20 protein-coding genes are annotated in these 20,999 nt (G+C 69.1%); 4 read left to right on the top strand and 16 right to left on the bottom strand.

The features are described 5' to 3' along the window. Positions 1 to 24: 24 nt before the first annotated feature. The 5 genes from OG205_RS41780 to ftsZ all read right to left on the bottom strand — a co-directional run bounded on the left by OG205_RS41780 (position 25) and on the right by ftsZ (position 4,484). Positions 25 to 300, bottom strand: a complete 276-nt coding sequence (locus OG205_RS41780) for a YggT family protein (protein WP_319977848.1) — start codon at positions 298 to 300, stop codon at positions 25 to 27. 18 nt (positions 301 to 318) lie between these two features. Beyond that, entirely contained in the window at positions 319 to 972 is a 654-nt protein-coding gene (locus OG205_RS41775) for a cell division protein SepF (protein WP_330273300.1), read from the bottom strand. 67 nt (positions 973 to 1,039) lie between these two features. Then, a complete protein-coding gene (locus OG205_RS41770) occupies positions 1,040 to 1,738 on the bottom strand; it encodes a YggS family pyridoxal phosphate-dependent enzyme (RefSeq protein ID WP_330273299.1) in 699 nt (232 codons plus the stop codon). After that, a complete protein-coding gene (pgeF, locus tag OG205_RS41765) occupies positions 1,735 to 2,439 on the bottom strand; it encodes a peptidoglycan editing factor PgeF (protein ID WP_330273298.1) in 705 nt (234 codons plus the stop codon). Before pgeF ends, OG205_RS41770 begins: the two co-directional genes overlap by 4 nt. Before the next feature lie 722 nt (positions 2,440 to 3,161). After that, positions 3,162 to 4,484, bottom strand: a complete 1,323-nt coding sequence (gene ftsZ / locus OG205_RS41760; RefSeq protein ID WP_330273297.1) for a cell division protein FtsZ — start codon at positions 4,482 to 4,484, stop codon at positions 3,162 to 3,164. Positions 4,485 to 4,814: 330 nt separating this feature from the next. Between ftsZ and OG205_RS41755 the strand changes: the two genes are divergently transcribed. Next, complete coding sequence (locus OG205_RS41755; RefSeq protein WP_330273296.1) at positions 4,815 to 5,705, top strand: RICIN domain-containing protein; 891 nt, start codon at positions 4,815 to 4,817, stop codon at positions 5,703 to 5,705. On the opposite strand, the gene OG205_RS41750 is transcribed toward OG205_RS41755, so the two are convergent. Then, positions 5,702 to 6,196: a DinB family protein gene (locus OG205_RS41750; RefSeq protein ID WP_330273295.1), complete on the bottom strand. Its 495-nt coding sequence runs from the start codon at positions 6,194 to 6,196 to the stop codon at positions 5,702 to 5,704. The two genes, OG205_RS41755 and OG205_RS41750, sit on opposite strands and share 4 nt — an antisense overlap. A 21-nt stretch (positions 6,197 to 6,217) precedes the next feature. Beyond that, the gene (crtI, locus tag OG205_RS41745) at positions 6,218 to 7,639 is read right to left on the bottom strand and encodes a phytoene desaturase family protein (RefSeq protein ID WP_330273294.1); all 1,422 of its coding nucleotides are present in this window, start codon (positions 7,637 to 7,639) and stop codon (positions 6,218 to 6,220) included. A gap of 94 nt (positions 7,640 to 7,733) precedes the next feature. Here crtI and OG205_RS41740 point away from each other — a divergent pair, with 94 nt between their 5' ends. After that, complete coding sequence (locus tag OG205_RS41740) at positions 7,734 to 7,859, top strand: hypothetical protein (RefSeq protein WP_281251341.1); 126 nt, start codon at positions 7,734 to 7,736, stop codon at positions 7,857 to 7,859. A 223-nt stretch (positions 7,860 to 8,082) separates the two neighbouring features. Continuing rightward, the gene (locus tag OG205_RS41735) at positions 8,083 to 8,487 is read left to right on the top strand and encodes a hypothetical protein (protein ID WP_330273293.1); all 405 of its coding nucleotides are present in this window, start codon (positions 8,083 to 8,085) and stop codon (positions 8,485 to 8,487) included. A gap of 3 nt (positions 8,488 to 8,490) precedes the next feature. On the opposite strand, the gene OG205_RS41730 is transcribed toward OG205_RS41735, so the two are convergent. The 8 genes from OG205_RS41730 to OG205_RS41695 form a co-directional block, all read right to left on the bottom strand. Continuing rightward, the gene (locus OG205_RS41730; protein ID WP_330273292.1) at positions 8,491 to 9,153 is read right to left on the bottom strand and encodes a cell division protein FtsQ/DivIB; all 663 of its coding nucleotides are present in this window, start codon (positions 9,151 to 9,153) and stop codon (positions 8,491 to 8,493) included. 83 nt (positions 9,154 to 9,236) lie between these two features. Continuing rightward, the gene (murC, locus tag OG205_RS41725; RefSeq protein ID WP_330273291.1) at positions 9,237 to 10,604 is read right to left on the bottom strand and encodes a UDP-N-acetylmuramate--L-alanine ligase; all 1,368 of its coding nucleotides are present in this window, start codon (positions 10,602 to 10,604) and stop codon (positions 9,237 to 9,239) included. Then, on the bottom strand, positions 10,601 to 11,704 hold the full coding sequence (gene murG / locus OG205_RS41720) for an undecaprenyldiphospho-muramoylpentapeptide beta-N-acetylglucosaminyltransferase (RefSeq protein ID WP_330273290.1): 1,104 nt from the start codon (positions 11,702 to 11,704) through the stop codon (positions 10,601 to 10,603). The genes murC and murG overlap by 4 nt, the downstream gene beginning before the upstream one ends. A 38-nt stretch (positions 11,705 to 11,742) precedes the next feature. Then, positions 11,743 to 13,206, bottom strand: coding sequence for a putative lipid II flippase FtsW (gene ftsW / locus OG205_RS41715; protein ID WP_442916664.1), 1,464 nt, complete (start codon positions 13,204 to 13,206; stop codon positions 11,743 to 11,745). Positions 13,207 to 13,295: 89 nt separating this feature from the next. Next, on the bottom strand, positions 13,296 to 14,669 hold the full coding sequence (murD, locus tag OG205_RS41710) for a UDP-N-acetylmuramoyl-L-alanine--D-glutamate ligase (RefSeq protein ID WP_330273289.1): 1,374 nt from the start codon (positions 14,667 to 14,669) through the stop codon (positions 13,296 to 13,298). 4 nt (positions 14,670 to 14,673) lie between these two features. Next, positions 14,674 to 15,759 (bottom strand): phospho-N-acetylmuramoyl-pentapeptide-transferase, encoded by a 1,086-nt coding sequence (mraY, locus tag OG205_RS41705; RefSeq protein WP_330273288.1) that lies wholly within the window; start codon positions 15,757 to 15,759, stop codon positions 14,674 to 14,676. Further along, positions 15,756 to 17,216 carry a UDP-N-acetylmuramoyl-tripeptide--D-alanyl-D-alanine ligase gene (locus OG205_RS41700; RefSeq protein WP_330273287.1) on the bottom strand — a complete coding sequence of 487 codons (1,461 nt, stop codon included), beginning with the start codon at positions 17,214 to 17,216 and terminating at the stop codon, positions 15,756 to 15,758. The genes mraY and OG205_RS41700 overlap by 4 nt, the downstream gene beginning before the upstream one ends. Next, the gene (locus OG205_RS41695) at positions 17,213 to 18,739 is read right to left on the bottom strand and encodes a UDP-N-acetylmuramoyl-L-alanyl-D-glutamate--2,6-diaminopimelate ligase (protein WP_330273286.1); all 1,527 of its coding nucleotides are present in this window, start codon (positions 18,737 to 18,739) and stop codon (positions 17,213 to 17,215) included. Before OG205_RS41695 ends, OG205_RS41700 begins: the two co-directional genes overlap by 4 nt. A gap of 275 nt (positions 18,740 to 19,014) precedes the next feature. Between OG205_RS41695 and OG205_RS41690 the strand changes: the two genes are divergently transcribed. Continuing rightward, positions 19,015 to 19,764 carry a universal stress protein gene (locus OG205_RS41690; RefSeq protein WP_330273285.1) on the top strand — a complete coding sequence of 250 codons (750 nt, stop codon included), beginning with the start codon at positions 19,015 to 19,017 and terminating at the stop codon, positions 19,762 to 19,764. Here the strand turns inward: OG205_RS41690 and OG205_RS41685 are convergent. Beyond that, the gene (locus OG205_RS41685) at positions 19,761 to 20,813 is read right to left on the bottom strand and encodes a putative glycoside hydrolase (protein ID WP_330273284.1); all 1,053 of its coding nucleotides are present in this window, start codon (positions 20,811 to 20,813) and stop codon (positions 19,761 to 19,763) included. The two genes, OG205_RS41690 and OG205_RS41685, sit on opposite strands and share 4 nt — an antisense overlap. Positions 20,814 to 20,999: the final 186 nt, after the last annotated feature.

Below are 20,999 nucleotides of genomic sequence, written 5' to 3'. Positions count from 1 at the left end.
CTGCGGTCATCCCACGGTTCCCCGTCACCTGGGATCTGCGAATCGCATCAGAATGATAACGACTAGCCACAGCACAATAATCGATAGGTCCAGCCCGACGCCCCCGATCCGCACAGTCGGGATCACCCGACGGAGCCAACGGACCGGTGGGTCGGTGACCGTGTACACGGTCTCAAGCGTCACGGCTACGCCGCCCGCGGGGCGCCATTCCCTCGCGAACGTCCTCACCATCTCGACCACGACACGCGCGGTCAGGAACAGGGAGAACGCGAACAGGACGTAGAAGATGACGAGACGGATCGGGTCCACGGCTCAACTCTAACCGTGGTTCCCGAACCCACCTTCCGCCAGCTTCCTGCGGTCCTCCGCCGTGACGTCAACGTTCGGCGGTGAGAGAAGGAACACCCTGCTGGTGATCTTGTCCATGGACCCGCGCAGAGCGAACGCGAGTCCGGCCGAGAAGTCGACGAGACGCTTCGCGTCCGCGTCGTCCATGTCGGTCAGGTTCAAGATCACCGGTGTGCCGTCGCGGTAGTGCTCCCCGATCGTGCGCGCCTCGCTGTAGGTACGGGGGTGAAGCGTGGTGATGCGCGCCAACGGGTTACTTGCCGGTTCGGCAACGGGACGCAGCCTGCTCACGGGCTCGCGCTGCGGCTCGACAGCGAGTGCGCCGTGCACGGGTGCATCGGCACTCCAGCGTCGCGTGCTCGAGGGGCTGCCCCCGCGCCGCGACTCCGGCTCGTAGTCGTCCGACTCGTCGATGTCGGCCCGGTATCCGGAGCCCTGGAGCTCCGACCGGCCCGGTGTGAACACGCGGTTGCGCCGCGGATATGGGTCGTAGTCGTCGGCCTCGGCCGCGTACTCGGACCGGTAGTCGCCGTAGCGGCCGCGGTCGTCGTCGTAGCCGGGGTCGTCTGCGTACTCGGCGGGGACCATCCCGAAGTAGGCCTTCAGCTTGTGCAAAGCGCTCATTCCAGCCCCTCCTCGGCGGTTCCCCACTCTTAGGGACGGTGCGGACGGTCCCGAGGTTCCCGACAACCTACGGCGAGATTAGTCGCCGGCTGCCGAGCAACGCCGTTCCGACACGCACACAGGTCGATCCGTGCGAGATGGCATCTTCCAGGTCACCGCTCATTCCCGCTGACACTCCGATGGCAGTGGGATGATGATCACGTAGGCGAGATACCACCGAAACCAACGCCTGAAACGCCTGCGATGGGTTCATCGTCCGGGGCGCGACAGTCATCGCACCTCGGAGAATAAGATCACCCGAACGAGTGATCACGCCAGCCAGTTCCGCCACATCCGCAACAGCAACCCCACCGCGCGACGTGTCCCCGTCGATGCTGACCTGCAGCAACACGTCGAGCGTCCTGCCCTTCGCGTGCGCCGCCCTGGCCAACGCCTCCGCGAGCCGGACGCTGTCCACCGAGTCGACCTGATCGGCCCACTCGACGACGGACTTCGCTTTGTTGCGCTGCAATCGCCCGACCATGTGCCAACGAGCTTCTTCGAGATGTCTCAATTGGCCGACCTTCTCGCCGGCCTCCTGATCGCGATTTTCCGCGAAGTTCCGCAACCCGAGCCCGTAAAGGATCTCCACATCGCTCGCAGGCCAGGTTTTCGTCACCGCGAGCAACATCACCTCGTCCCGCCCCCGCCCCGCCGCCTCACATGCCTTGGCGATGCGTTCCTCGACCTCGGCGAGGTTCTCCTTCAGCTCCTCGGCCCGGTTCACGGCTCGATCCAGATGACCGACGCGAGCCGCCCGGTGGGCGCCTGCCGCCGATGGCTGAACAGGTCCTTCTCCTCGAACGTGCAGCGCGGGTCGACCCCGATCTTCCCGACCCCGGCGCTCCCGAGTTGGTTCCACAACCCGGCCCGAAGATCCAGTGCGGGCGTACCCTTCCGCGACTTCGACGCACTACCAGGCAAGTGCTTCTCGACGTCCCGCTGCATGTCAGCAGGCACCTCGTAACACTCGCCACACACCGAGGGCCCAAGCAGAACCTCGATGCGCTCAAGATCGGCCCCCAGCGCCATCATCGCCTTGAGAGCCTCGACAACCACCCCGACCCGAGCCCCAACGCGCCCAGCGTGCACCGCCCCGACAACCCCGGCCTCCGAATCACCGAGCAACACCGGCACACAGTCAGCCGTCAACACGACAAGCCCGAGACCAGCCCTTTTCGTCACAACGGCATCGGTAGCCTCAAGCGGCTCAGCCTGCGGCCCGTCCACGGTGGCAACAGTGCGCCCATGCACCTGCTCCATCCAGACCAACCGGTCGGGCGTAAGCCCAATGCCCTCCGCGAGCCGAGCACGATTGGCCTCGACCGCCTCCACGTCATCCCCGACGTGATCGCCGAGGTTGAACGACTCGTAGGACCCCTTGGACACGCCACCGGCGCGGGTGGTGACAACACGACGAATGCGCACCCCCACACCCTAGTTCGCACCAGCGACACCCTCCGGCGAGCCGTCCCAAGCCCAACGCACGCTCACGGCAACAAGCCCCACCCGCCCGCGAAGCCGAAGGCGAGCCGCCCCACCGCGATGCCGAAGGCGAGCCGTCCTTACCGAGCGGGCCCGGCGGTGGGGTCCCGTCACGAGTCGCACCACAGCTCTTGCTGCACCTGAGGGGTGAGGTCAAGTCGACACGCTTTTCGTCGACTTGACCTCACCCCTCAGGTGTGGCCCGCTCTTGGTTCGGCTCGTGACGGGACCCCACCGCCAACGCAACCCCACTACGAAACAGGCAGCCGCCCAACGCAACAGGCGTGCCATCAACCCACAGACGGCGCCACCCCCCCCCGATCAGATTGCCGGGGGTCTGGGGGCAGAGCCCCCAGGGAAAGCACCCAACGCAACCTGGCCGCCCGCAAGGTGACCACCCGCCCGCAAGGCGACCACCCGCCCGGTCGCGCCCACCACCCCAACGCAAGCCCCAGGCAACCCAACCACCCGCAAAACCACCGCCCGCCAGGCCACCACCCCACAGAGCCCAAGCTGACGCAGGCGTCCCCCCAATAGAAAGACCCCCTGAGCCCAAACGCTACTCAGGGGGTCCGACAAGATCATCACCACAAGTCACAACTCACAAGACCGCAACACCCACGGCCCATCCCAACACAGCCGCACCAAGCAGCCGCGCCGGCAACTCACCGCCGCATGAACGGCGGCACGTCCACCTCGTCATCCGGGTCCTCGGTAACCGGCACCGGCCGAGAAGGCAACGACCCGTTCGGAGACAACGACCGAGGCACAGAAGGCACGTACCCGTTCCCCTGAGCCGGCGAGGGCTGCGGCGGCACGGTGGTGTGAGGCTGCTGCACAGGCGGAGCCTGCCGAACCTCGGGCTGGGCCTGCTGCACGTGCTGCACCGGCTGCTGAACCGGAGGCGCCTGCACGGGCGGCGGAGTCTGCGCCACCGGCTGCTGGACGTGCGTGGGCACCGCGGTAGCGGAGGCGATGGGCCCGGTGGCGGTCCGAGGCTGCGAGGACAGCGCCGTCGGCTCCAGCTTCTTGTGCGTGGGGCCGCCGCTGTCGAAGCCGGCCGCGATCACCGTGACCCGGACCTCGTCGCCCAGGGAGTCGTCGATGACCGTACCGAAGATGATGTTCGCGTCCGGGTGCGCGGCCTCCTGGACCAGCGAAGCGGACTCGTTGATCTCGAAAAGGCCCAGGTCGGAGCCGCCGGCGATCGACAGCAGCACGCCGTGCGCGCCTTCCATCGAGGCTTCCAGCAGCGGCGAGTTGATGGCCTTCTGGGCGGCCTGCACCGCTCGGCCCTCTCCTCTGGCCGAGCCGATGCCCATCAACGCCGAACCCGCGCCGGACATGACCGACTTGACGTCGGCGAAGTCCAGGTTGATCAGACCGGGGGTCGTGATCAGGTCGGTGATGCCCTGGACACCGGAGAGGAGCACCTCGTCCGCGGACCGGAAGGCGTCCATCAGGCTGACGCCGATGTCGCCGAGCTGCAGCAGCCGGTCGTTGGGGATGACGATGAGCGTGTCGCACTCGTTGCGCAGGGCCTGGATGCCGTCTTCCGCCTGCTTGGCGCGGCGCTTGCCCTCGAACGAGAACGGGCGCGTCACCACGCCGATGGTCAGTGCGCCGAGCTTGCGGGCGATCGAGGCCACGACCGGCGCGCCGCCGGTGCCCGTGCCGCCGCCCTCACCGGCGGTCACGAAGACCATGTCGGCCCCCTTGAGGACCTCTTCGATCTCCTCGCGGTGGTCTTCGGCGGCCTTGTGCCCGACCTCGGGGTTCGCACCCGCGCCGAGGCCACGCGTCAACTCGCGGCCGATGTCGAGCTTGACGTCGGCATCAGACATCAGCAAGGCCTGGGCGTCGGTGTTCACCGCGATGAACTCGACGCCCTTCAGCCCGACCTCGATCATGCGGTTGACGGCGTTGACGCCGCCTCCACCGATGCCGACGACCTTGATCACCGCGAGATAGTTGTGCGGGGGCGTCATCGGATCCGCCTTCCTGATCGTGGTCCGCGCTGTGGTGCTGGGTGAGATGCACCCGGATTGAAACTCTCAACCTCTCATCGAGGTTCAGAGTTATGTCAACCCCGTATGTTCCTGCTGGACGGTAAGCACCGGCGGTGCGTCGGTCCAGCAGCCACGCCGTAGGGTCCCAACACTGTGCGCTACTACTCCCCGGTCGTGCCGTCAAGTAGTTGCGTACGATCCTGAGGACGACGCACCGCAAGCCTAGTCGGACGTCGAATCAGAGATCGTCTCGCCCATCCCTACGTCACTTCCACACCTTTCCAGGTGTCCCGTCGCTACTGTCGGTAGATGGGGATGAAGATGCTGAGCGTCGCGCTGGCCGCGATCGCTCTGGGGGCAGTGACGGTGGCGCCCGCGAGCGCCGCGACCGGGAACGACATCATCGAGATCAGGAGCGTCGCGCGGGGCGACTGCCTGCAGCCGGACAGTGCGCAGCCACACGCGGGTCCCGGTGCCGGAGCCTGCACCGGTGAACTCTCCCAGCGCTGGGAGGTGATCCCGGTGGGCGAGGGCAGGCAGCTGTTGCGCAATCTCGCGAGCACCGAGTGCCTGAGCGAGAAGTACGGCAGCTACTACTGCGACGACGAGGCCGCCGACATGCGCGTCGAACTGGTGCCGGACGGCTCCGGCCCGGTGCGCCTCAAGATCGTGGACGAGTACCTCACGGGCTTCACGTTCAGCGACGGATCGCGCGCCTTCTGGTTCTCCGGCTTCAGCGCCGGCGACGAGCAGCGGTGGCAGGTCCGCCAGGTGGGCAGGACGACCCCACCCGCCGACACCGCCGGTCAGGTCGTGAACATCCGCACGGTCGACTTCACCTACGGCTGCCTCTACCAGACCACCGACAACAAGCTCATGCCGTTGCAACTGCCGTGCGGGAAGACGGACTACCAGAAGTTCCAGCGGATCGAGCTCGGCAACGGGCGGACGGCGCTGCGTGGCCTGGCCAACGGCAAGTGCGTCGCCGCGAGCGCGAGTCAGCCCCTGGAGATCGAGGTGGTGTCCGACTGCTCACCCGACGACGTCCGCCAGCAGTGGAGCATCGAACCCACCATGACCGGGGCGGTCCGGATCCGGGAGGCCTCCGGCGAGCGACTGCTCACCCCCGGCGACGGCTGGGTGTTCCTGTACCCGCGCCAGAACAACTCGTGGCAGCTCTGGGAGCTGACGGCGGCCTAGTCGCCGACGGTGCCGTCCAGCAGTTCCCTGACCACGTCCAGCTGACCGGCGTGCCGGGCGGTCTCCTCGATGACGTGCGCGAGCACCCATCGGGCCGAGACCGTCCGGTCGCCCCGGAACGGCACCTCGGCGTCGAGCTCCAGGCCGGCGAGGATCTCCCGGCTCTCCGAGCACTGCGCGCGGTAGTCAGCGAGGAACCCGGCGAGGGTCTCGCCCTCTTCCACGCGCCAGTCCGCGTCGGGGTCCTCCATCGTGTACGGGGCCCGCGACGCACGTCCCGCGAGCACCACCTCGAACCAGTGGTGCTCCACCCACCGCACGTGCTTAAGCACACCGGCCGCCGTCGTGAGCTTCGACGGCAACACCGCCCGTGCCGCGTCGCCGTCGGCCAGGCCCTCGACCTTCAGCTCGATCGTGGCGCGCAGGTAGTCGAGCAGGGCCGTGTACGTCGCACGTTCATCGGCGACGAGTGGTGGTGCGGTGCGTGTCATGCGGCGCAGCCTGCATGAGGGTCAACGCGGCCGCACCGCATTTATCCGCTGGGCCGCGAGCCGTCCGGAGATCAGCACCGGGGGCACCCCGACGCCCGGTGTGGTCCCCGCACCCGCCAGCGCCACGTTCTCGGCGCCCCGTACGACGTTGCGCGGCCGGAACGGTCCCGTCTGCGCGAAGGTGTGCGCGAGCCCGAACGGCGTCCCGGCCGCGTTGCCCCAGTCCGTCGGCGTCACGAGCACCTCGTCCCGCACCGCCGCGCCGAACCCGTCCAGCCCGCGCGCTTCCAGCGTCCGCACCAGTTCGTCGCGGTAGCGGGGCCCGACGCGCGCCCAGTCGATCGGCCCGGTCCTGAGGTTCGGGCACGGCGCCAGCACGTAGTGCAGCCCGTCCTGCGCGTGCGTGACGAGCAACGACGGATCGGACATCAACCGTCCCTTGTGGACGATCTCGTCGAACGTGCCCCGCCACGCCGCCCCGAACAGGATGTTGTGGTGCCCGAGGTCCCACGTGCGGTCCGTCGCGGCGTGCAACACCACCGCAGATGGCGACCACCGATGTGGCAGCACCCTCTGCGGTGACTTCCCGAGCAACCGGTAGGCGTCCGGCAACTCACACGCCAAGACCACCGCGTCACACTCGATGCGCTCCTCGGCGGTGTGCACTGCCACCACACGCGCACCGCGCCACTCCAGCCGAGTGACCGTTGCGTCGTAACGGAACTCCGCACCGTGCTTCGTCGCAGCAGCAGCCAACGCCTGAGGCACCGCGTGCATCCCGCCACGTGGGTAGTACACGCCCGCGATGGTGTCCATGTATGCAATGACCGCGTACGCCGCGAGAGCCCGCTGCGGCGGCACACCGGCGTACAAAGCCTGGAACGAAAAGAGTCTGATCAGCCGTTCGTCTCGCAAGAACCGCCGCAACTGAGGTTCCAGCCGCCCGAACCCGCCCAGCGTCGCGAGCTTCACGAGCTCCGGCCGCAGCAGGTCGAACGGCGAGTCGAAGTTCGCGCCGATGAAGTGCTCGCGCTGCACCGAGTACAGCTCCCCGAGCCATCGCCGCAGCTCCCGGTACCCGGCCGCTTCCCTTGCCCCGCAGACGGTCCGGACCTCGTCCTCCATCGTGCCGGCATCGGTGTGCACCGCGATGGAGGACCCGTCCGCGAACCGGGCGCGATAGGCGGGATCGACCCGGTCGAGCGTCAGCCAGTCGGAAAGCCGTTCCCCCACCGCATCGAACGCCTCCTCCAGGTACTCGGGCATCGTCAGCACGGTCGGTCCGCTGTCCGCGGTGAACCCGCCGACGCGAACGGTGCCGGCCCGGCCACCCGGTACGCCGGACTTCTCGAGCACGGTGACCCGGCGACCGGTTCCCTGCAGGTGCAACGCGGCCGACAGGCCGGAGAGACCGGCGCCCACAACTACTACGTGGCCCGGCATGAGTACTTCCTTCGGGTGACAACGATCAATCTGGCTAATACCGCGAGTGGCTGTCCGATGAGCACGTTAGTCGTTCATCACCAGGAGGCATGTCTTGGCACCCGCACCCGCGTCCGTGCGTTCGCTCGTCATCGAGGCGATCGTGTTGGAACTCGTCACGAGCAGGCTGGGCAGCCTCGTCGTACGGGTCGCGATGGCGCGGCTGAAGCCGAACGGCTAGCGCGATCCTCAGGAGAATCCCTTGTGCTCCCAGCCGAATCCTCGGTCCCCGTACCGGCGTCCGCGCCGGCTTCCGACGCCGTCAAGGCCGCCGGCACCACGGCGCTGACAGCACGACCTCGAACTGAAGGACCGCAGTGGAACCATTTCCACCAGTAGTGACCGTAGGACCGGAGCCACCACCGAGACGCCGGCCGCCGTGGCTGGCGATCGGATTCGCGCTGGTGGCACTGACAGCGGGCGGAATCGGCTTCGGACTGGGCAGGGCCACCGGTCCCGACCTGCTGCGCTCCGCCGGTACGAGCTCGGCCACGCCGTCCACCTCGGCCTCGCCCAACGTGTTCACGGTCAGCGGCTCGATGACCGTCAACGGCAGCTGCGGATCGGGCGGCTACAGCGACATCCGGCTCGGCGGCCAGGTCGAGATCGTCAACCAGGACACCGAGGTGCTCGGCGTCGGCACGCTGCAGACAGGCGCGGGAGCCCGGTGCTCGTTCAAGTTCACCGTGAGCGGCATTCCTGAGGGAGAGCGGCTCTACGGCGCGAAGATCGGCAACGCCAACCGCGGTGTGATCTGGAAGGGCCAACAGGAAGCCAGGACTGAAGGCTTCCACCTGACGCTCGGCTGAGGTCTAGGAAACCGTGGCCAGGTCAGGCGATGACACGTCGTAGGTCTTGCCCTCCCGTGTGAGCAGCACGAGCAGCACGGCCCCCTTGCGCGCCGTGTCGTCGGAGCTGCCCCACTTCACCACGCGGTCGCCCGTGAGCGTCAGCTTCACGTCGGCACCGGTCGTCGCCGCCACCGACACCACCTCGGGCCGCAGCTTCTCCGGCAGCCCGTTCACGACCCCGACCACGGCGCGAGTGGCCGGGTCCGAGGACGAGGGCAGGGTGAGCACCAGTTCGGGGACGCCCGGTGCGGCGGCCGGGAGGATCGCGTAGTCCTTGCCGGTGGAGTCGATCAGGTGGAAGCCGTCGGGCAGCTTCACCGAGCCGACAGCTGCGCGTTCGGTGATCAGCAACCGGACCGTGCCGGGGAGCTGGCGTTCGACCTCGACCGCGGCGACGCGCGGGATGCCCGCCACGCGGTCGTGGATCTCCTTGAGGTCCAGGCGCGCCAACGGGGAGCCCGAGTCGATCGCCGCGACGGCACGGACCTCGTCCTCGGTGAGCGCCACGTTGCCGCGGACGTCGACCTGGCGGACGCCCAGCAACGGCGTGAAGAACACGCAGTAGGCCAAGGCCAGCACGGAAAGTACGGACAGCAACGCCACCAGGCGGCGACGCAGGATCACCCTGCGCCGCGCCCGGTACTCAGCACTCTTCGGTCTCCGGTTCGCGGAGCGAACTCGCGTGGACCTGCCGCGAACCGGTGCGCTCATGACAGGGCGCTGACGATCTCGGGGCCGAGCATCGTCACGTCGCCCGCACCCATGGTCACCACCAGGTCGCCCTCACGCACCAGTGACGCGACCAGCGCCGGCACTCGGTCGAACGAGGGCTCGTAGTGCACGGAGGCCGTGACCTGGTCCGCGATCAACGCGCCGGTCACGCCGGGCTCCGGCTCCTCGCGGGCGCCGTAGACGTCCAGCACGACGACCTCGTCCGCCAGCGACAACGCGGCGGCGAACTCGGTCGCGAACGTACGGGTCCTGGAGTACAGGTGCGGCTGGAACACCACGATCACACGGCCCGCGCCCGCGACCGGACGCGCGGCACGCAGCTGTGCATCGACCTCGGTCGGGTGGTGCGCGTAGTCGTCGTAGACGGACACGCCGTTGCCGCGGCCCTTGAACTCGAACCGCCGCCGCACGCCACCGAACGCGGCGAGGCCTTCGAGCAGTCCGGCCTGGTCGGCACCAAGCTCCAGACCGGCCAGCAGCGCGGCGATCGCGTTCAACGCCATGTGCTCGCCCGGCACCGCGACCCTGACCTCGATCGCCACACCGTCGATCTCGACCGACGCCAGTCCACCGGACTCGAGCGGCTTGTAGTCGACGAGACGCGCGTCGGTGGCCGAACGTCCGTACTCGCGCACACGAATCCCACGCGCACGAGCCTCGGTGATCAGCCGTGCCGCACCGGGATCGTCCACACAGGACACCAGCACGCCGCCGGGCACGATCCGTTCCAGGAACGAGTCGAACACGGCCGTGTAGGCCTCGACGGTGCCGTGGTGGTCGAGGTGGTCGGCTTCGACGTTCGTCACGACGGCGACGGACGGCGAGAAGAACAGGAACGAGCCGTCGGACTCGTCCGCCTCGGCCACGAACACGCCGCCGGTGCCCTGGTGGGCGTTGGCGCCGGACTCGTTCAGGTCGCCACCGATGGCGAACGACGGGTCGACACGGCAGTGCTGCAACGCGACGGTGAGCATCGACGTGGTCGACGTCTTGCCGTGCGTTCCGGCGACACACACGACGCGATGGTCTTCCATCAGCGCCGCGAGGGCCTCGGCGCGGCGCAGCACGGTGATGCCGCGCTCACGGGCCGCCGCGTACTCCGGGTTCGTGTCCTTGATCGCGGTCGACACCACGACCTCGGTCGGACCGCCGACGAGCTGGTCCAGGTTCGACGCGTCGTGGCCGACGGCGATCCGCGCGCCCTGAGCGCGCAGGGCCAGCACGGTCCGCGAGTCCTTGGCGTCCGAACCGGACACCTGCACGCCGCGGGCCAGCAGGATGCGGGCGATGCCGCTCATGCCGGCACCACCGATGCCGACGAGGTGAACTCGTTCGAGACTCACTTCTTGATCACCTCCAGCACGGAGCGGGCCAGGATCTCGTCCGCCTCGCGACGGCCGGTGCCGAGCGTCGCCGCGGACATCTGCGCGAGCCGGTTGCGGTCCGCCATCAGCGGCACCACCAGCGACGCGACCTTCTGCGGCGTCAGTTCCGAGTCCGGCACCAGCAGGCCACCACCCGCGGAGATGACCGGACCGGCGTTCAAAGCCTGCTCGCCGTTGCCGATCGGCAGCGGCACGAAGATCGCGGGCAGGCCGACGGCCGACACCTCGGCGACGGTCATCGCGCCCGAACGGCAGAGCACGGCGTCCGCGGCGGCGTACGCGAGGTCCATGCGCTCCAGGTACGGCACCGGCACGTACGCCGGAGCGCCCGGAACCTGTTGCACCGCAACGGAGTTCTTCGGGCCGTACGCGTGCAGCACACCAACGCCGGCGCGGGCGAACTCCGCCGCCACGGGCGCCACGGCCTCGTTGATCGAACGCGCGCCCTGCGAACCGCCGAACACCAGCAGCACAGGTGCGTGCGGGTCCAGGCCGAAGAAGCGGCGGGCCTCGTCGCGCAACGCGGCGCGGTTCAGCGTCGTGATCGACTGGCGCAGCGGGATGCCGATGATCTCCGCGTCGGTGAGACCGGAGTCCGGCACGGCCGCGGCGACGTGCGCGGCGAACTTGGCGCCGACCTTGTTCGCGAGCCCGGCCTTGGCGTTCGCCTCGTGCACGACGATCGGGATGCGGCCACGCGCGGCCAGGTACGCGGGCAGCGCCACGTATCCGCCAAACCCGACGACGACGTCCGCGCCGACGCGCTCCAGCACCTCACGGGTCTGCTTCACGGCGCCGCGCACGTTCAGCGGCAGCTTCAGCAGGTCCAGCGTGGGCTTGCGCGGCATCGGCACCGGCGGGATCAACTCCAGCGGGTACCCGCGGGCCGGCACGATCTTGCTCTCGAGGCCGCGCGCGGTGCCGAGCGCGACGACGCGTGCGTCCGGCCGCAGCCGCATGACCGCGTCGGCCAGCGCCAGTGCCGGCTCGATGTGACCCGCGGTGCCACCACCTGCGACCACGACGCACGGACCACTGGGGGCAGGGTGCCCGGTCAAGACTTCTCCCGATTTGGTGTTGGCGTAGGGATGATCGATCAGTTGTATCGCCCGCGACCGCGGGTCGACCTGCCTTGCTCTGAACGGCCCTGTGTCCGCCGCGATTCGCGGCGACGGTACTCCGAAGGCGGAGCTGAGCGTCCAGCCATACGACGTTCGTCGACGACCGGAAGTTGCGCGGTGCGCCTGCCCGGTGCGCGCGGAGGCGTGGACGGACGGACCGGCTTGCGCTTGGCGGGCGGCTTGTACGCCTCGGGCGCGGGCAGCCTGAGCAGCCCGCCGACCCGGCCGGGGCCAAGCGAACGCAGCGCCGCCACGGCCTCGGGCTCGTGCCGGGCGCAGTTCGCGAGGATGCCGAACACGACCATGGTCGTCACGATCGAGGTGCCGCCGGAGGAGATCATCGGCAACGTGAGGCCCGTGACGGGCAGCAGCTGCACCACGTAGCCGATGTTGATCGCGGCCTGCGCGACCAGCCACACCGTCAGCGTCGCGGACACGATCCGGATCCACGGGTCGGTGTTGCGCGACGCGATCCGCAGCCCGACCCACGCGAGCATGCCGAACAGCACCAGCACCAGCGCGCAACCGACGAACCCGAGCTCCTCGCCGATGACGGCGAAGATGAAGTCCGACTCGACGTTGGGCAGGTACCGCCACTGCGAGCTGCCCCGCGCGAGCCCCTTGCCGAACAGCCCGCCCTCGGCGAGCGCGAACATCGCCTGACGCGCCTGCAGGCCGGCGCCGTCGGGGTCGGCGTCAGGGTTGAGGAACGACGTCACGCGCTGCAGCCGGTACGCGGCACCGATCGCGAGCACGACGGCACCCGCGATCGCGCCACCGGCGATCACGCCGAACAACCGCATCGGCGCGCCCACGAACCAGAGCAGGCCGATCAGCACCACGCCGAGCGTGATCGTGCCGCCGAGGTCTGGCTGCAGCATGACCAGCGCGAACACCAGCATCGCGACCGGTACGACGGGCACCAGCAGGTGCCGGTACTGCGAGAGCAACGCCCGCTTGGTGACCAGGACGTGCGCGCCCCACAACGCCAGCGCGAGCTTCACGGCCTCGATCGGCTGGAAGGAGACGGGCCCGAGCATGAACCACGACCGGGCGCCACCGCGGACGTCGCCCAGCGGCGTCAGCACCAGCGCCAGCAGCACCACGCCGATGGCCATCGCGGCCGTCGAGAAGTGCCGGAGCTTGCGCAACGGGAACCGCAGCATCACCCAGAACAGCACGGCGCCGATGCACACGTAGATCAGCTGCTTCTGGAACACGCTGTACGCGGACACGCCCGACGCGACCTGTCCCGGCGCCGAAGCCGACAGCACCATCACCAGGCCGAGCACGGTGAGCATGCCGAAGATCGCGAGCAACAGGTGGAAGTCGGCCAGCGGCCTGCTCATCCACGACGTCAGACCGCTGCGCAACGAGGCGACGCGGCCCGCGGGACGAACCTTCCGCTTGCTTCTCGGCTTGTCGGCGACGACGGTCACCAGATCATCGTCTCCTGTGTCAAGCGCTCGAACGGGGATTCCTGGGGCGTGTCGTCCCTTTCGCTGAGACGTCTCACCCCTTTCGAACCCTACCGGCCACCCGTAAGGCGCTTTACGGCGTCCGTGAACGCCTGCCCGCGGTGGGCGTAGTCGCTGAACATGTCCATCGACGCCGCCGCCGGGGCGAGCAGCACCGTGTCACCGGGCTGCGCGAACTCCTGCGCGGTGCGGACGATCTCCTGCATCGGGTCCTCGTGGTCGGCGACGTCGAGCACACGCACCGGCACGTCCGGCGCGTGCTTCGCCAACGCGTCCGCGATGACCTGACGATCGGTGCCGATCAGCACCGCTCCTCGCAGCCGATGGGCCTCGGTGCGGACCATGTCCTCGACCGACGCGCCCTTCAGCAGGCCGCCGGCGATCCAGACGACGCTGCCGAACGCCCGCAGGGAGGCCACGGCCGCGTGCGGGTTCGTCGCCTTCGAGTCGTTGACGTACTTGACGTCCGCGGCGTCGACCGTGACGAGCACGGCACGGTGTGCGGCCGGTTCGAACGCCTCCAAGCCCTCGCGCACGGCCTCGGACGGCACGCCGTACGCGCGCGCCAGGGCCGTGGCGGCGAGAGCGTCCGCGATGCCGGGAGGGCCTGCCGGGCGGATCTTCGCGATCTCGACCAGCGCCTCGTCGTCGGCGAACGCGCGGTCGACCAGCCAGCCGTCGCGCACGCCGAGCTGGCCGTCCTCCGGCTCGTCGAGGGTGAAGCCGATCCGGTCCCGCGCGGGTGAGGCCTCCAGCAGGTCGCCGACGAGTTCGTCGTCGAGCCAGCCGATCGCGACCTCACCGGTGAGGATCTGAGCCTTGGCCTGGGCGTAGGCGTCCATGCCGCCGTGCCAGTCGAGGTGGTCTTCCGCGAGGTTGAGCAGCGCGCCCGCCTGCGGTCGGACCGAGGGCGCCCAGTGCAGCTGGAAGCTCGACAGCTCCACGGCGAGCACCCGGCGGCCGGCCAGCAGCGCGTCCACGACCGGCAGGCCGACGTTTCCACAGGCCACGGCGTCCGCGCCGGCGGCCTGCAGGATCGACTCCAGCATGCCGACCGTCGTGGTCTTGCCGTTCGTGCCGGTCACCGCGAGCCACACCGGCGGGTCGGCGAGTTCGGTGCCCATCCGCCAGGCCAGCTCGACCTCGCCGATCACCTCGATGCCCGCCGACGAGGCGGCCGCGAGCAACGGGCTCGACGGCTGCCACCCCGGACTCGTGACGACCAGCGATGTCCCGGCGGGAGGCTCGACCAGCCCCGGCACCAGTTCGACGCCTTCGAGCATGGTCTCCAGGGCCGCCAGCCGTTCCGGCGACGAGTCCGTCACCACGACCTCGGCGCCCGCCGCGAGCAACGCCTCCGCGGCGGACCTGCCGGTCACTCCAGCACCGGCCACCAGCACCTTTGTTCCGGCCAGCTTGGTCATAGCTCTAGAAACCGCCCGTCAGCCACTCGCTGTAGAACACGCCGAGCCCGAACATGCAGCAGATGCCGCCCATCAACCAGAACCGGATGATGACAGTGGTTTCCGCCCAGCCCGCTAGCTCGAAGTGGTGGTGGAACGGTGCCATTCGGAACAGGCGCCGTCGTGAGGTGCGGAAGACCGCGACCTGCAACGCCACCGACAGGGCCTCGACCACGAACAGACCACCGATGACGATCATCAGCAGCTCGGTGCGGGTCGCGATCGCGAGACCGGCGACGAGGCCGCCGAGCGCGAGCGAGCCGGTGTCACCCATGAAGATCTTCGCCGGAGCGGCGTTCCACCACAGGAAGCCGATGCAGCCCGCCATCGCGGCCGCGGCGATCACCGCGAGGTCCAGCGGGTCGCGCACGTCGTAGCACCCGGCCACGGCGTAGCTCGAGCAGTTGTAGCGGAACTGCCAGAACGAGATCACGACGTACGTGCCGAACACCATCGCCGACGAGCCGCCGGCGAGGCCGTCGAGGCCGTCGGTCAGGTTCACGGCGTTCGACCACGCGGCGACCATGCCGTAACAGAAGACGATGAACCCGATGACGCCGAACGAGACCACGGTGATGTCGCGGACGAACGACAGGTTGACCGACGCGGGCGTCAGGCCGTCCTTGTTCGGGAACTGCAGCACCAGGATCGCGAACGTGATCGTCGCGATGAACTGGCCGACCAGCTTCGCCGTCTTGTTCAGGCCCAGGTTGCGGGCCTTGCGGATCTTGATGAAGTCGTCGAGGAAACCGACGATGCCGAGCGACGTCGTGAGCATCAGCACGAGCAGGCCGGACGCCGTCGGGGTCTGCCCCGACGCCGAGGCCGACATCGAGTTCACGAGGTGCGTGCCGAGATAACCGGCCCACATCGCGACCAGGATGGCGAGGCCACCCATGGTCGGCGTGCCGCGCTTGGTCTTGTGGTGCTGCGGACCGTCCTCGCGGATCTCCTGGCCGAAGCCCTGGCGAGAGAAGACCTTGATCAGGTAGGGCGTCAGCAGGATCGACACTGCCAGTGCGATCGCTGCGGCGATCAGGATGCTCTTCACTTGGTTCCTGCCTCCAGCAGGGCCTCGGCAATGCGCCACAGGCGATAGGCGTTCGATGCCTTGACCAGCACGACGTCACCGGGCCGGACTTCCCCCTGGAGCAGCGCGATCGCCGCGTCCGCGTCCGGCACCCTGACGGATTCGTCTCCCCAAGATCCTTCCAGGTGCGCACCCTGGTGCATCGCGCGGGCCGCCTCACCGACGACCACGAGCTTGCTGATGTCCAGGCGCACCACCAGGCGGCCGATCTCGTCGTGCTCGCGCACGGCGTCGTCGCCCAGTTCCGCCATCGGGCCGAGGACGGCCCAGCTGCGGCGGGCGGGCGTGGTGGCGCGCGAGATCGTCGCCAGCGCCTTCAACGCCGCCCGCACCGAGTCGGGGTTCGCGTTGTACGCGTCGTCGATGACGGTCAGGCCGTCCGCCCGGTCGGTGATGACCATGCGGTGCGCGGAGACCCGTTCGGCCGCGCCGAGTCGCTGCGCCACCTCGGCCGGCGTGGCGCCCAGTTCGAGCGCGATCGCGGCCGCGACCAGCGCGTTGCCCACCTGGTGCGGGCCGTTCAGCGACAGCTTGACCTGGGCGTCGCCCTGCGCGGTCTTCAGCGTGAAGCTCGCGCGGGCCTGCTCGTCCAGCTCGATGTTCTCGGCGCGGACGTCCGCGTTCGAACTCTCGCCGACCAGGACGACCTTGGCCTTCGTGCGGCTCGCCATGCCCGCGACCAACTGGTCGTCGGCATTCAGAATGGCGACGCCGTCCTCCGGCAGCGACTCGATCAGCTCGCCCTTGCCCTGCGCGATGCCCTCACGGGAGCCGAACTCGCCGACGTGCGCGGTGCCGACGTTCAGCACGGCGCCGATCTTCGGCGGGGCGATCTCGGTGAGGTTCGCGATGTGGCCGATGCCGCGCGCGGACAGTTCGAGCACGAGGAAGCGGGTGTCCTCGGTGGCGCGCAACGCGGTCCACGGGTGGCCGAGCTCGTTGTTGAACGAACCGGGTGGCGCGATGGTCTCGCCCGTCGGGCTGAGCACCTGGGCGATGAGGTCCTTGGTGGACGTCTTGCCCGCCGAGCCGGTGATGCCGATGATCGTGAGGTCCTTGAGGCGGTCCGTCACGTGGCGGGCGAGCTTGGCCAGGGCTTCGAGCACCGCGGCGCCCTCGCCCGTCTTGTCGCCGGCCAGCACGTAGGCGTTGGCGTGCTTGGCCTGCACCGGCGGCGCGATCACCGCGGGAGCGTCGACCTCGCGGCCGGCCAGCACACCGGCCGCGGCCGACGCCATGGCCTGCGCGGCGAAGTCGTGGCCGTCCACGCGCTCACCGGGCAGTGCCAGGAAGAGGCCCCCCTCGGCGACCTTGCGGGTGTCGAACTCGATGGAGCCGGTGACCACCGGACTGCCATCGGTCGCGTGCAGGCGTCCGCCGACGATCTCAGCGATCTCGGCGAGCGTGAGTGCGATCAACGGTGCGCCTCTCTGATCGCGGCGGTCAGCGTCTCGACGTCCGAGAACGGTTGGATCACGCCGGCGATCTCTTGTCCCGTCTCATGTCCCTTGCCCGCCACGACGACGACGTCGCCCGGAAGAGCCAGCTCGACGGCCTTGCGGATCGCGAGCCTCCGGTCGCCGATCTCGAGCACCTCGCCCCGGTTCGGCGCGGCGAGAGCCCCTTCGAGCATGGCGGCCCGAATAGAGGACGCGTCTTCGCTCCTGGGGTTGTCATCGGTGATGATCAACACCTCGGCCCGTTCGGCGGCGGCCTCGCCCATCAACGGCCGCTTGGCGCGGTCCCGGTCGCCACCGCAGCCGAGCACGATGATCACCCGGCCGTCGGTCTTGGCGCGCACGGCGTCGAGTGCGAGCGCGACGGCGGCGGGCTTGTGCGAGTAGTCGACGACGGCCGTGAAGTCCTGGCCCTCGTCGATCCGCTGCATGCGGCCGGGCACCTGGACGTTCTTCAGACCCTCCGCGATCGCCTCTGCGCCGATGCCCTCCACGTGCAGGCAGGCGATGGCGAGCAGGGCGTTCGCGATGTTGAAGCTGCCCGCGAGCGGGAGGTGGATCCGGATGTCGCCATCGGGGCCGTGCGCGGTGAACGTCTGCTCACCGGTCGGGCTCACCTCGACGTCGCCGGCGGTCCAGGTGGCGGGCTTGGTCGTGGCGACGGTGATGGTGCCGGGCTTCACGAGCCGGTCGCCCCACTCGCCGTCGACGCAGACGACCTCCTTGCGCGCGCGGCCGTCGAACAGCTGCGCCTTGACCTGGAAGTACTCCTCCATGTCGGCGTGGAAGTCGAGGTGGTCCTGGCTCAGGTTCGTGAACGCGCCGATCTCGAACTCGGTGGAGGCGACGCGGCCCATGTGCAGCGCGTGGCTCGACACCTCCATCGCCACGTCGGTGACGCCGCGCTCGGCCATCACCGCGAACAGCGCCTGCAGGTCCGGCGCCTCTGGCGTGGTGTGCGAACTGCCGAGCTGCTCGGTGCCGATGCGGGTGCCGACCGTGCCGATCAGGCCGGTGTTCTTCCCGGCGGCGCGGAGCACGGCCTCGATCATGTAGGTGGTGGTGGTCTTGCCGGACGTGCCGGTGACACCCCACAGCTTGATCTTGGTCGACGGCTGTCCGTAGACGTGCGCGGCGAGCAGCCCCACGACCTCGCGGGGGCGTGGGTGGATCAGCACGGGCACGTCTTTGAGGGCGTCGCGGGCGGCTCCGGCCTCGTCCGTCAGCACGGCGACGGCACCGTTCGCGATCGCCGTGGCGGCGAAGTCGGCACCGTGCGCGTTGGCGCCCGGCAGCGCGGCGTAGAGGTCTCCGGCGACCACGTGCTGTGCACGCAGAGTGACCCCCGTCACCTGGACGTCGGCATGCGCTGGCCTGGTCAGGTGCACGTCGGCGACCGCGGCGAGAGCAGCCACGGAAGCAGGGCGAATGGCGTTGGGGCGGGGCGGGGCGGTCGCGACCTTGCCCTCGAGCTTGGCAGGCACGGGCAAGAGGCTACCGGCGTGCACGGAGTGGCCGAGCGGCGCGTTGGCGTTCGGGTGATGATCAGCGGCTCTGGGCCGTTCGAGTGCGCTCGCCGCTGGTCCTGTCCAGCGAGCCCGTCCGGCCGAACAAGTTCCTGCCCGCTTTGTGACTTAGGGCCCTGTGACCACTGGTGCGGCTGCGGTGAGGTAGGGAGCGGCAGGAGGCGGCAATGAACACCAGCACGGCGGTGGAACCCAGGAGATTTTCCTTCTGGGCACCCGATTTCAGTCGTTCCGTGACAGTCGGAGTCGACACTTCCGAGTCCGCGTATCACGCTTTCGAGTGGGCCGCGCGGCACGCGTGGTCGCTCCGGACGGATCTTCAGGTGTACCTCGCGGACCCCGGCGACACGACGGTCCAGCGGGTCCTGGAACGACTCCCCATGCTCACCGCCCACTTCCGCCCGAGCGGAGACGACCCGGTGGCCGCACTGGTGAGGGCGTCGGACTCCAGCGCGACCTTGGTCTTGGGGTGCAAAGGCGAACAGCACCGCAGCCTGGGGCTGGGCTCCCTCGTCCTCCCGGTGTTGCGCCGCGCGCGGTGCGGCGTCGTGGTGGTGCGCGGACGCCCTGAGGCGATCCGCGGCGAACACGGCTGGATCACCGCTGCCGTCGGCGGGTGCGAGGACCCGGTCGTGCTGCGGCGCGCGGTCGAGCTCTGCCGCACCCGCCGAGCGCGGCTCCGCCTGCTGCACATCCACCTGCCGGCCCAGCACGGCGTCCCGGTGCCGCGCGACGAGGCCACGATCCGCCGGGCCGTGTTGTTCCTGCGCACGACCGCTCCCGAACTGACCCCCGAGGTCCTGGTGGAGTCACGGCATCCGCACGAGGCCCTGGCCGCGCTGGACTCCGACCTCGTGGTCGTCGGGCGAGGCGGGCAGCACGACGGGGTCGGACTGGTCACGCGGGCCGCGCTCTACCACGCGTCCTGCCCGGTGCTGGTGGCCCGGCCGGAGCCGATGCACGACGACCGGGCGAAGCTCTAACAGCTCTTGCGCAGCACGGTTCCCGTGGTGCCCGGCAGGGCGACGAAGGTGACCGGGGCGTTGTGCTCGTTGAACTGCGTCTCGGCGAGCCGGACCGTGATCGGGGCACTGCCCGTCTTGTTCGCGTTGACGATCACGGTGCCGCACTCGAAGTCGCGCTGGTGCACGTTCGCGGCCACCTCGTGGTGCTCGCCCAGCGGCGCGCCGAGGTCCCAGTCGTACTCGGTGCGCCACTGCGAGGGGCCGTCGTAGCGGTCGGTCTCCGCGATCTCGGAGATCGCGGTGTGCTCGCCCTTGGCCAGCAGGTAGCTCGCGAAGGCGTAGCGGAACGGCTGCTCGGCGCCGCTGTGGTGCGGCTGGACCCAGGTGATCTTGCCCTTGGCCTCGTTGGCGGTGATCTGGGCGATCTGCCTGCTCCAGCCCTGCGAGTACTCGGAGAGCAGGTCCTTGTCGCCGAAGGTCAGCCACCACTCGTCGAAGCCGCCGTCGAGGTGCTCGACGTACGAGTCCCAGGCGCCGTCGTGCAGGCGGGCGTTGGACATGTTCGCGACGGTCTTGAGGCCCGCGTCCACGAACTTCTGCCTGGTGTTGGCGAGCATGGAGCGGTAGGCCTCGCGCATCGACTCGTCGGTCGGATACGCGGCCGGGCAGACGCCGTCGTGGTAGGTGTCGCAGGCGAACAGGGCGTTGTCCATGAACACGCCGTCGAAGACCTTGGCCGAGGACGCGACCACGTTGTCCGCCCAGGCGTTCTGGTAGCCGGCGTTGCCGACGTCCATCTGCCAGTGGCCCTCGTAGCCGTCGTACTCGAAGCGCTTGCCGGCGGAGTCGAGCAGGAACCACGACGGGTCGGCCTCGCAGTAGCCGACGCCGGTGGGGAGATCGGAATCGTCGGCGCCGTTCGAGCACGCATAGCTGCGCGTCGACGAGAGATCCTTGTAGACAAAGGTCTGGATCTTCGGATTGGCGGCCTTGAACTTCGCGGCAAGATCGGTTTCCCAGGCGTTGAGCACCACGTAGGAACGGCGCTGCGCCTCGGCGGCGATCATTTGATCATTTGTCGGGGTGCTGTTCATGTGCAGCCAGAAGGACTCGGTCTTCCATTCATCCTCACCTGCTTGAGCTGCGGGAACCATCGTCACCGCCAGGACCCCTGCCAAGATCGAATATCCGAGGAAACGCACGCCAAACCCCATCTCGCCTTGCCACTCCGGTTTCGGAGTATTAGACGTGAT

The sequence above is a fragment of the Lentzea sp. NBC_00516 genome (genome assembly GCF_036346835.1).
Lineage (GTDB): Bacteria > Actinomycetota > Actinomycetes > Mycobacteriales > Pseudonocardiaceae > Lentzea > Lentzea sokolovensis.
Note: the sequence above shows the minus strand (reverse complement) of the source record. Positions and strands in the feature narration are given on the sequence as shown.

What these genes read in the sequence shown, in the direction of transcription:
- crtI (WP_330273294.1), bottom strand. Translation starts at nt 7,639, where the DNA reads ATGCCGGGCCACGTAGTAGTTGTGGGCGCCGGTCTCTCCGGCCTGTCG.
- OG205_RS41775 (WP_330273300.1), bottom strand. Translation starts at nt 972, where the DNA reads ATGAGCGCTTTGCACAAGCTGAAGGCCTACTTCGGGATGGTCCCCGCC.
- OG205_RS41750 (WP_330273295.1), bottom strand. Translation starts at nt 6,196, where the DNA reads ATGACACGCACCGCACCACCACTCGTCGCCGATGAACGTGCGACGTAC.
- ftsZ (WP_330273297.1), bottom strand. Translation starts at nt 4,484, where the DNA reads ATGACGCCCCCGCACAACTATCTCGCGGTGATCAAGGTCGTCGGCATC.
- OG205_RS41685 (WP_330273284.1), bottom strand. Translation starts at nt 20,813, where the DNA reads ATGATCGCCGCCGAGGCGCAGCGCCGTTCCTACGTGGTGCTCAACGCC.
- murD (WP_330273289.1), bottom strand. Translation starts at nt 14,669, where the DNA reads ATGACCAAGCTGGCCGGAACAAAGGTGCTGGTGGCCGGTGCTGGAGTG.
- OG205_RS41755 (WP_330273296.1), top strand. Translation starts at nt 4,815, where the DNA reads ATGGGGATGAAGATGCTGAGCGTCGCGCTGGCCGCGATCGCTCTGGGG.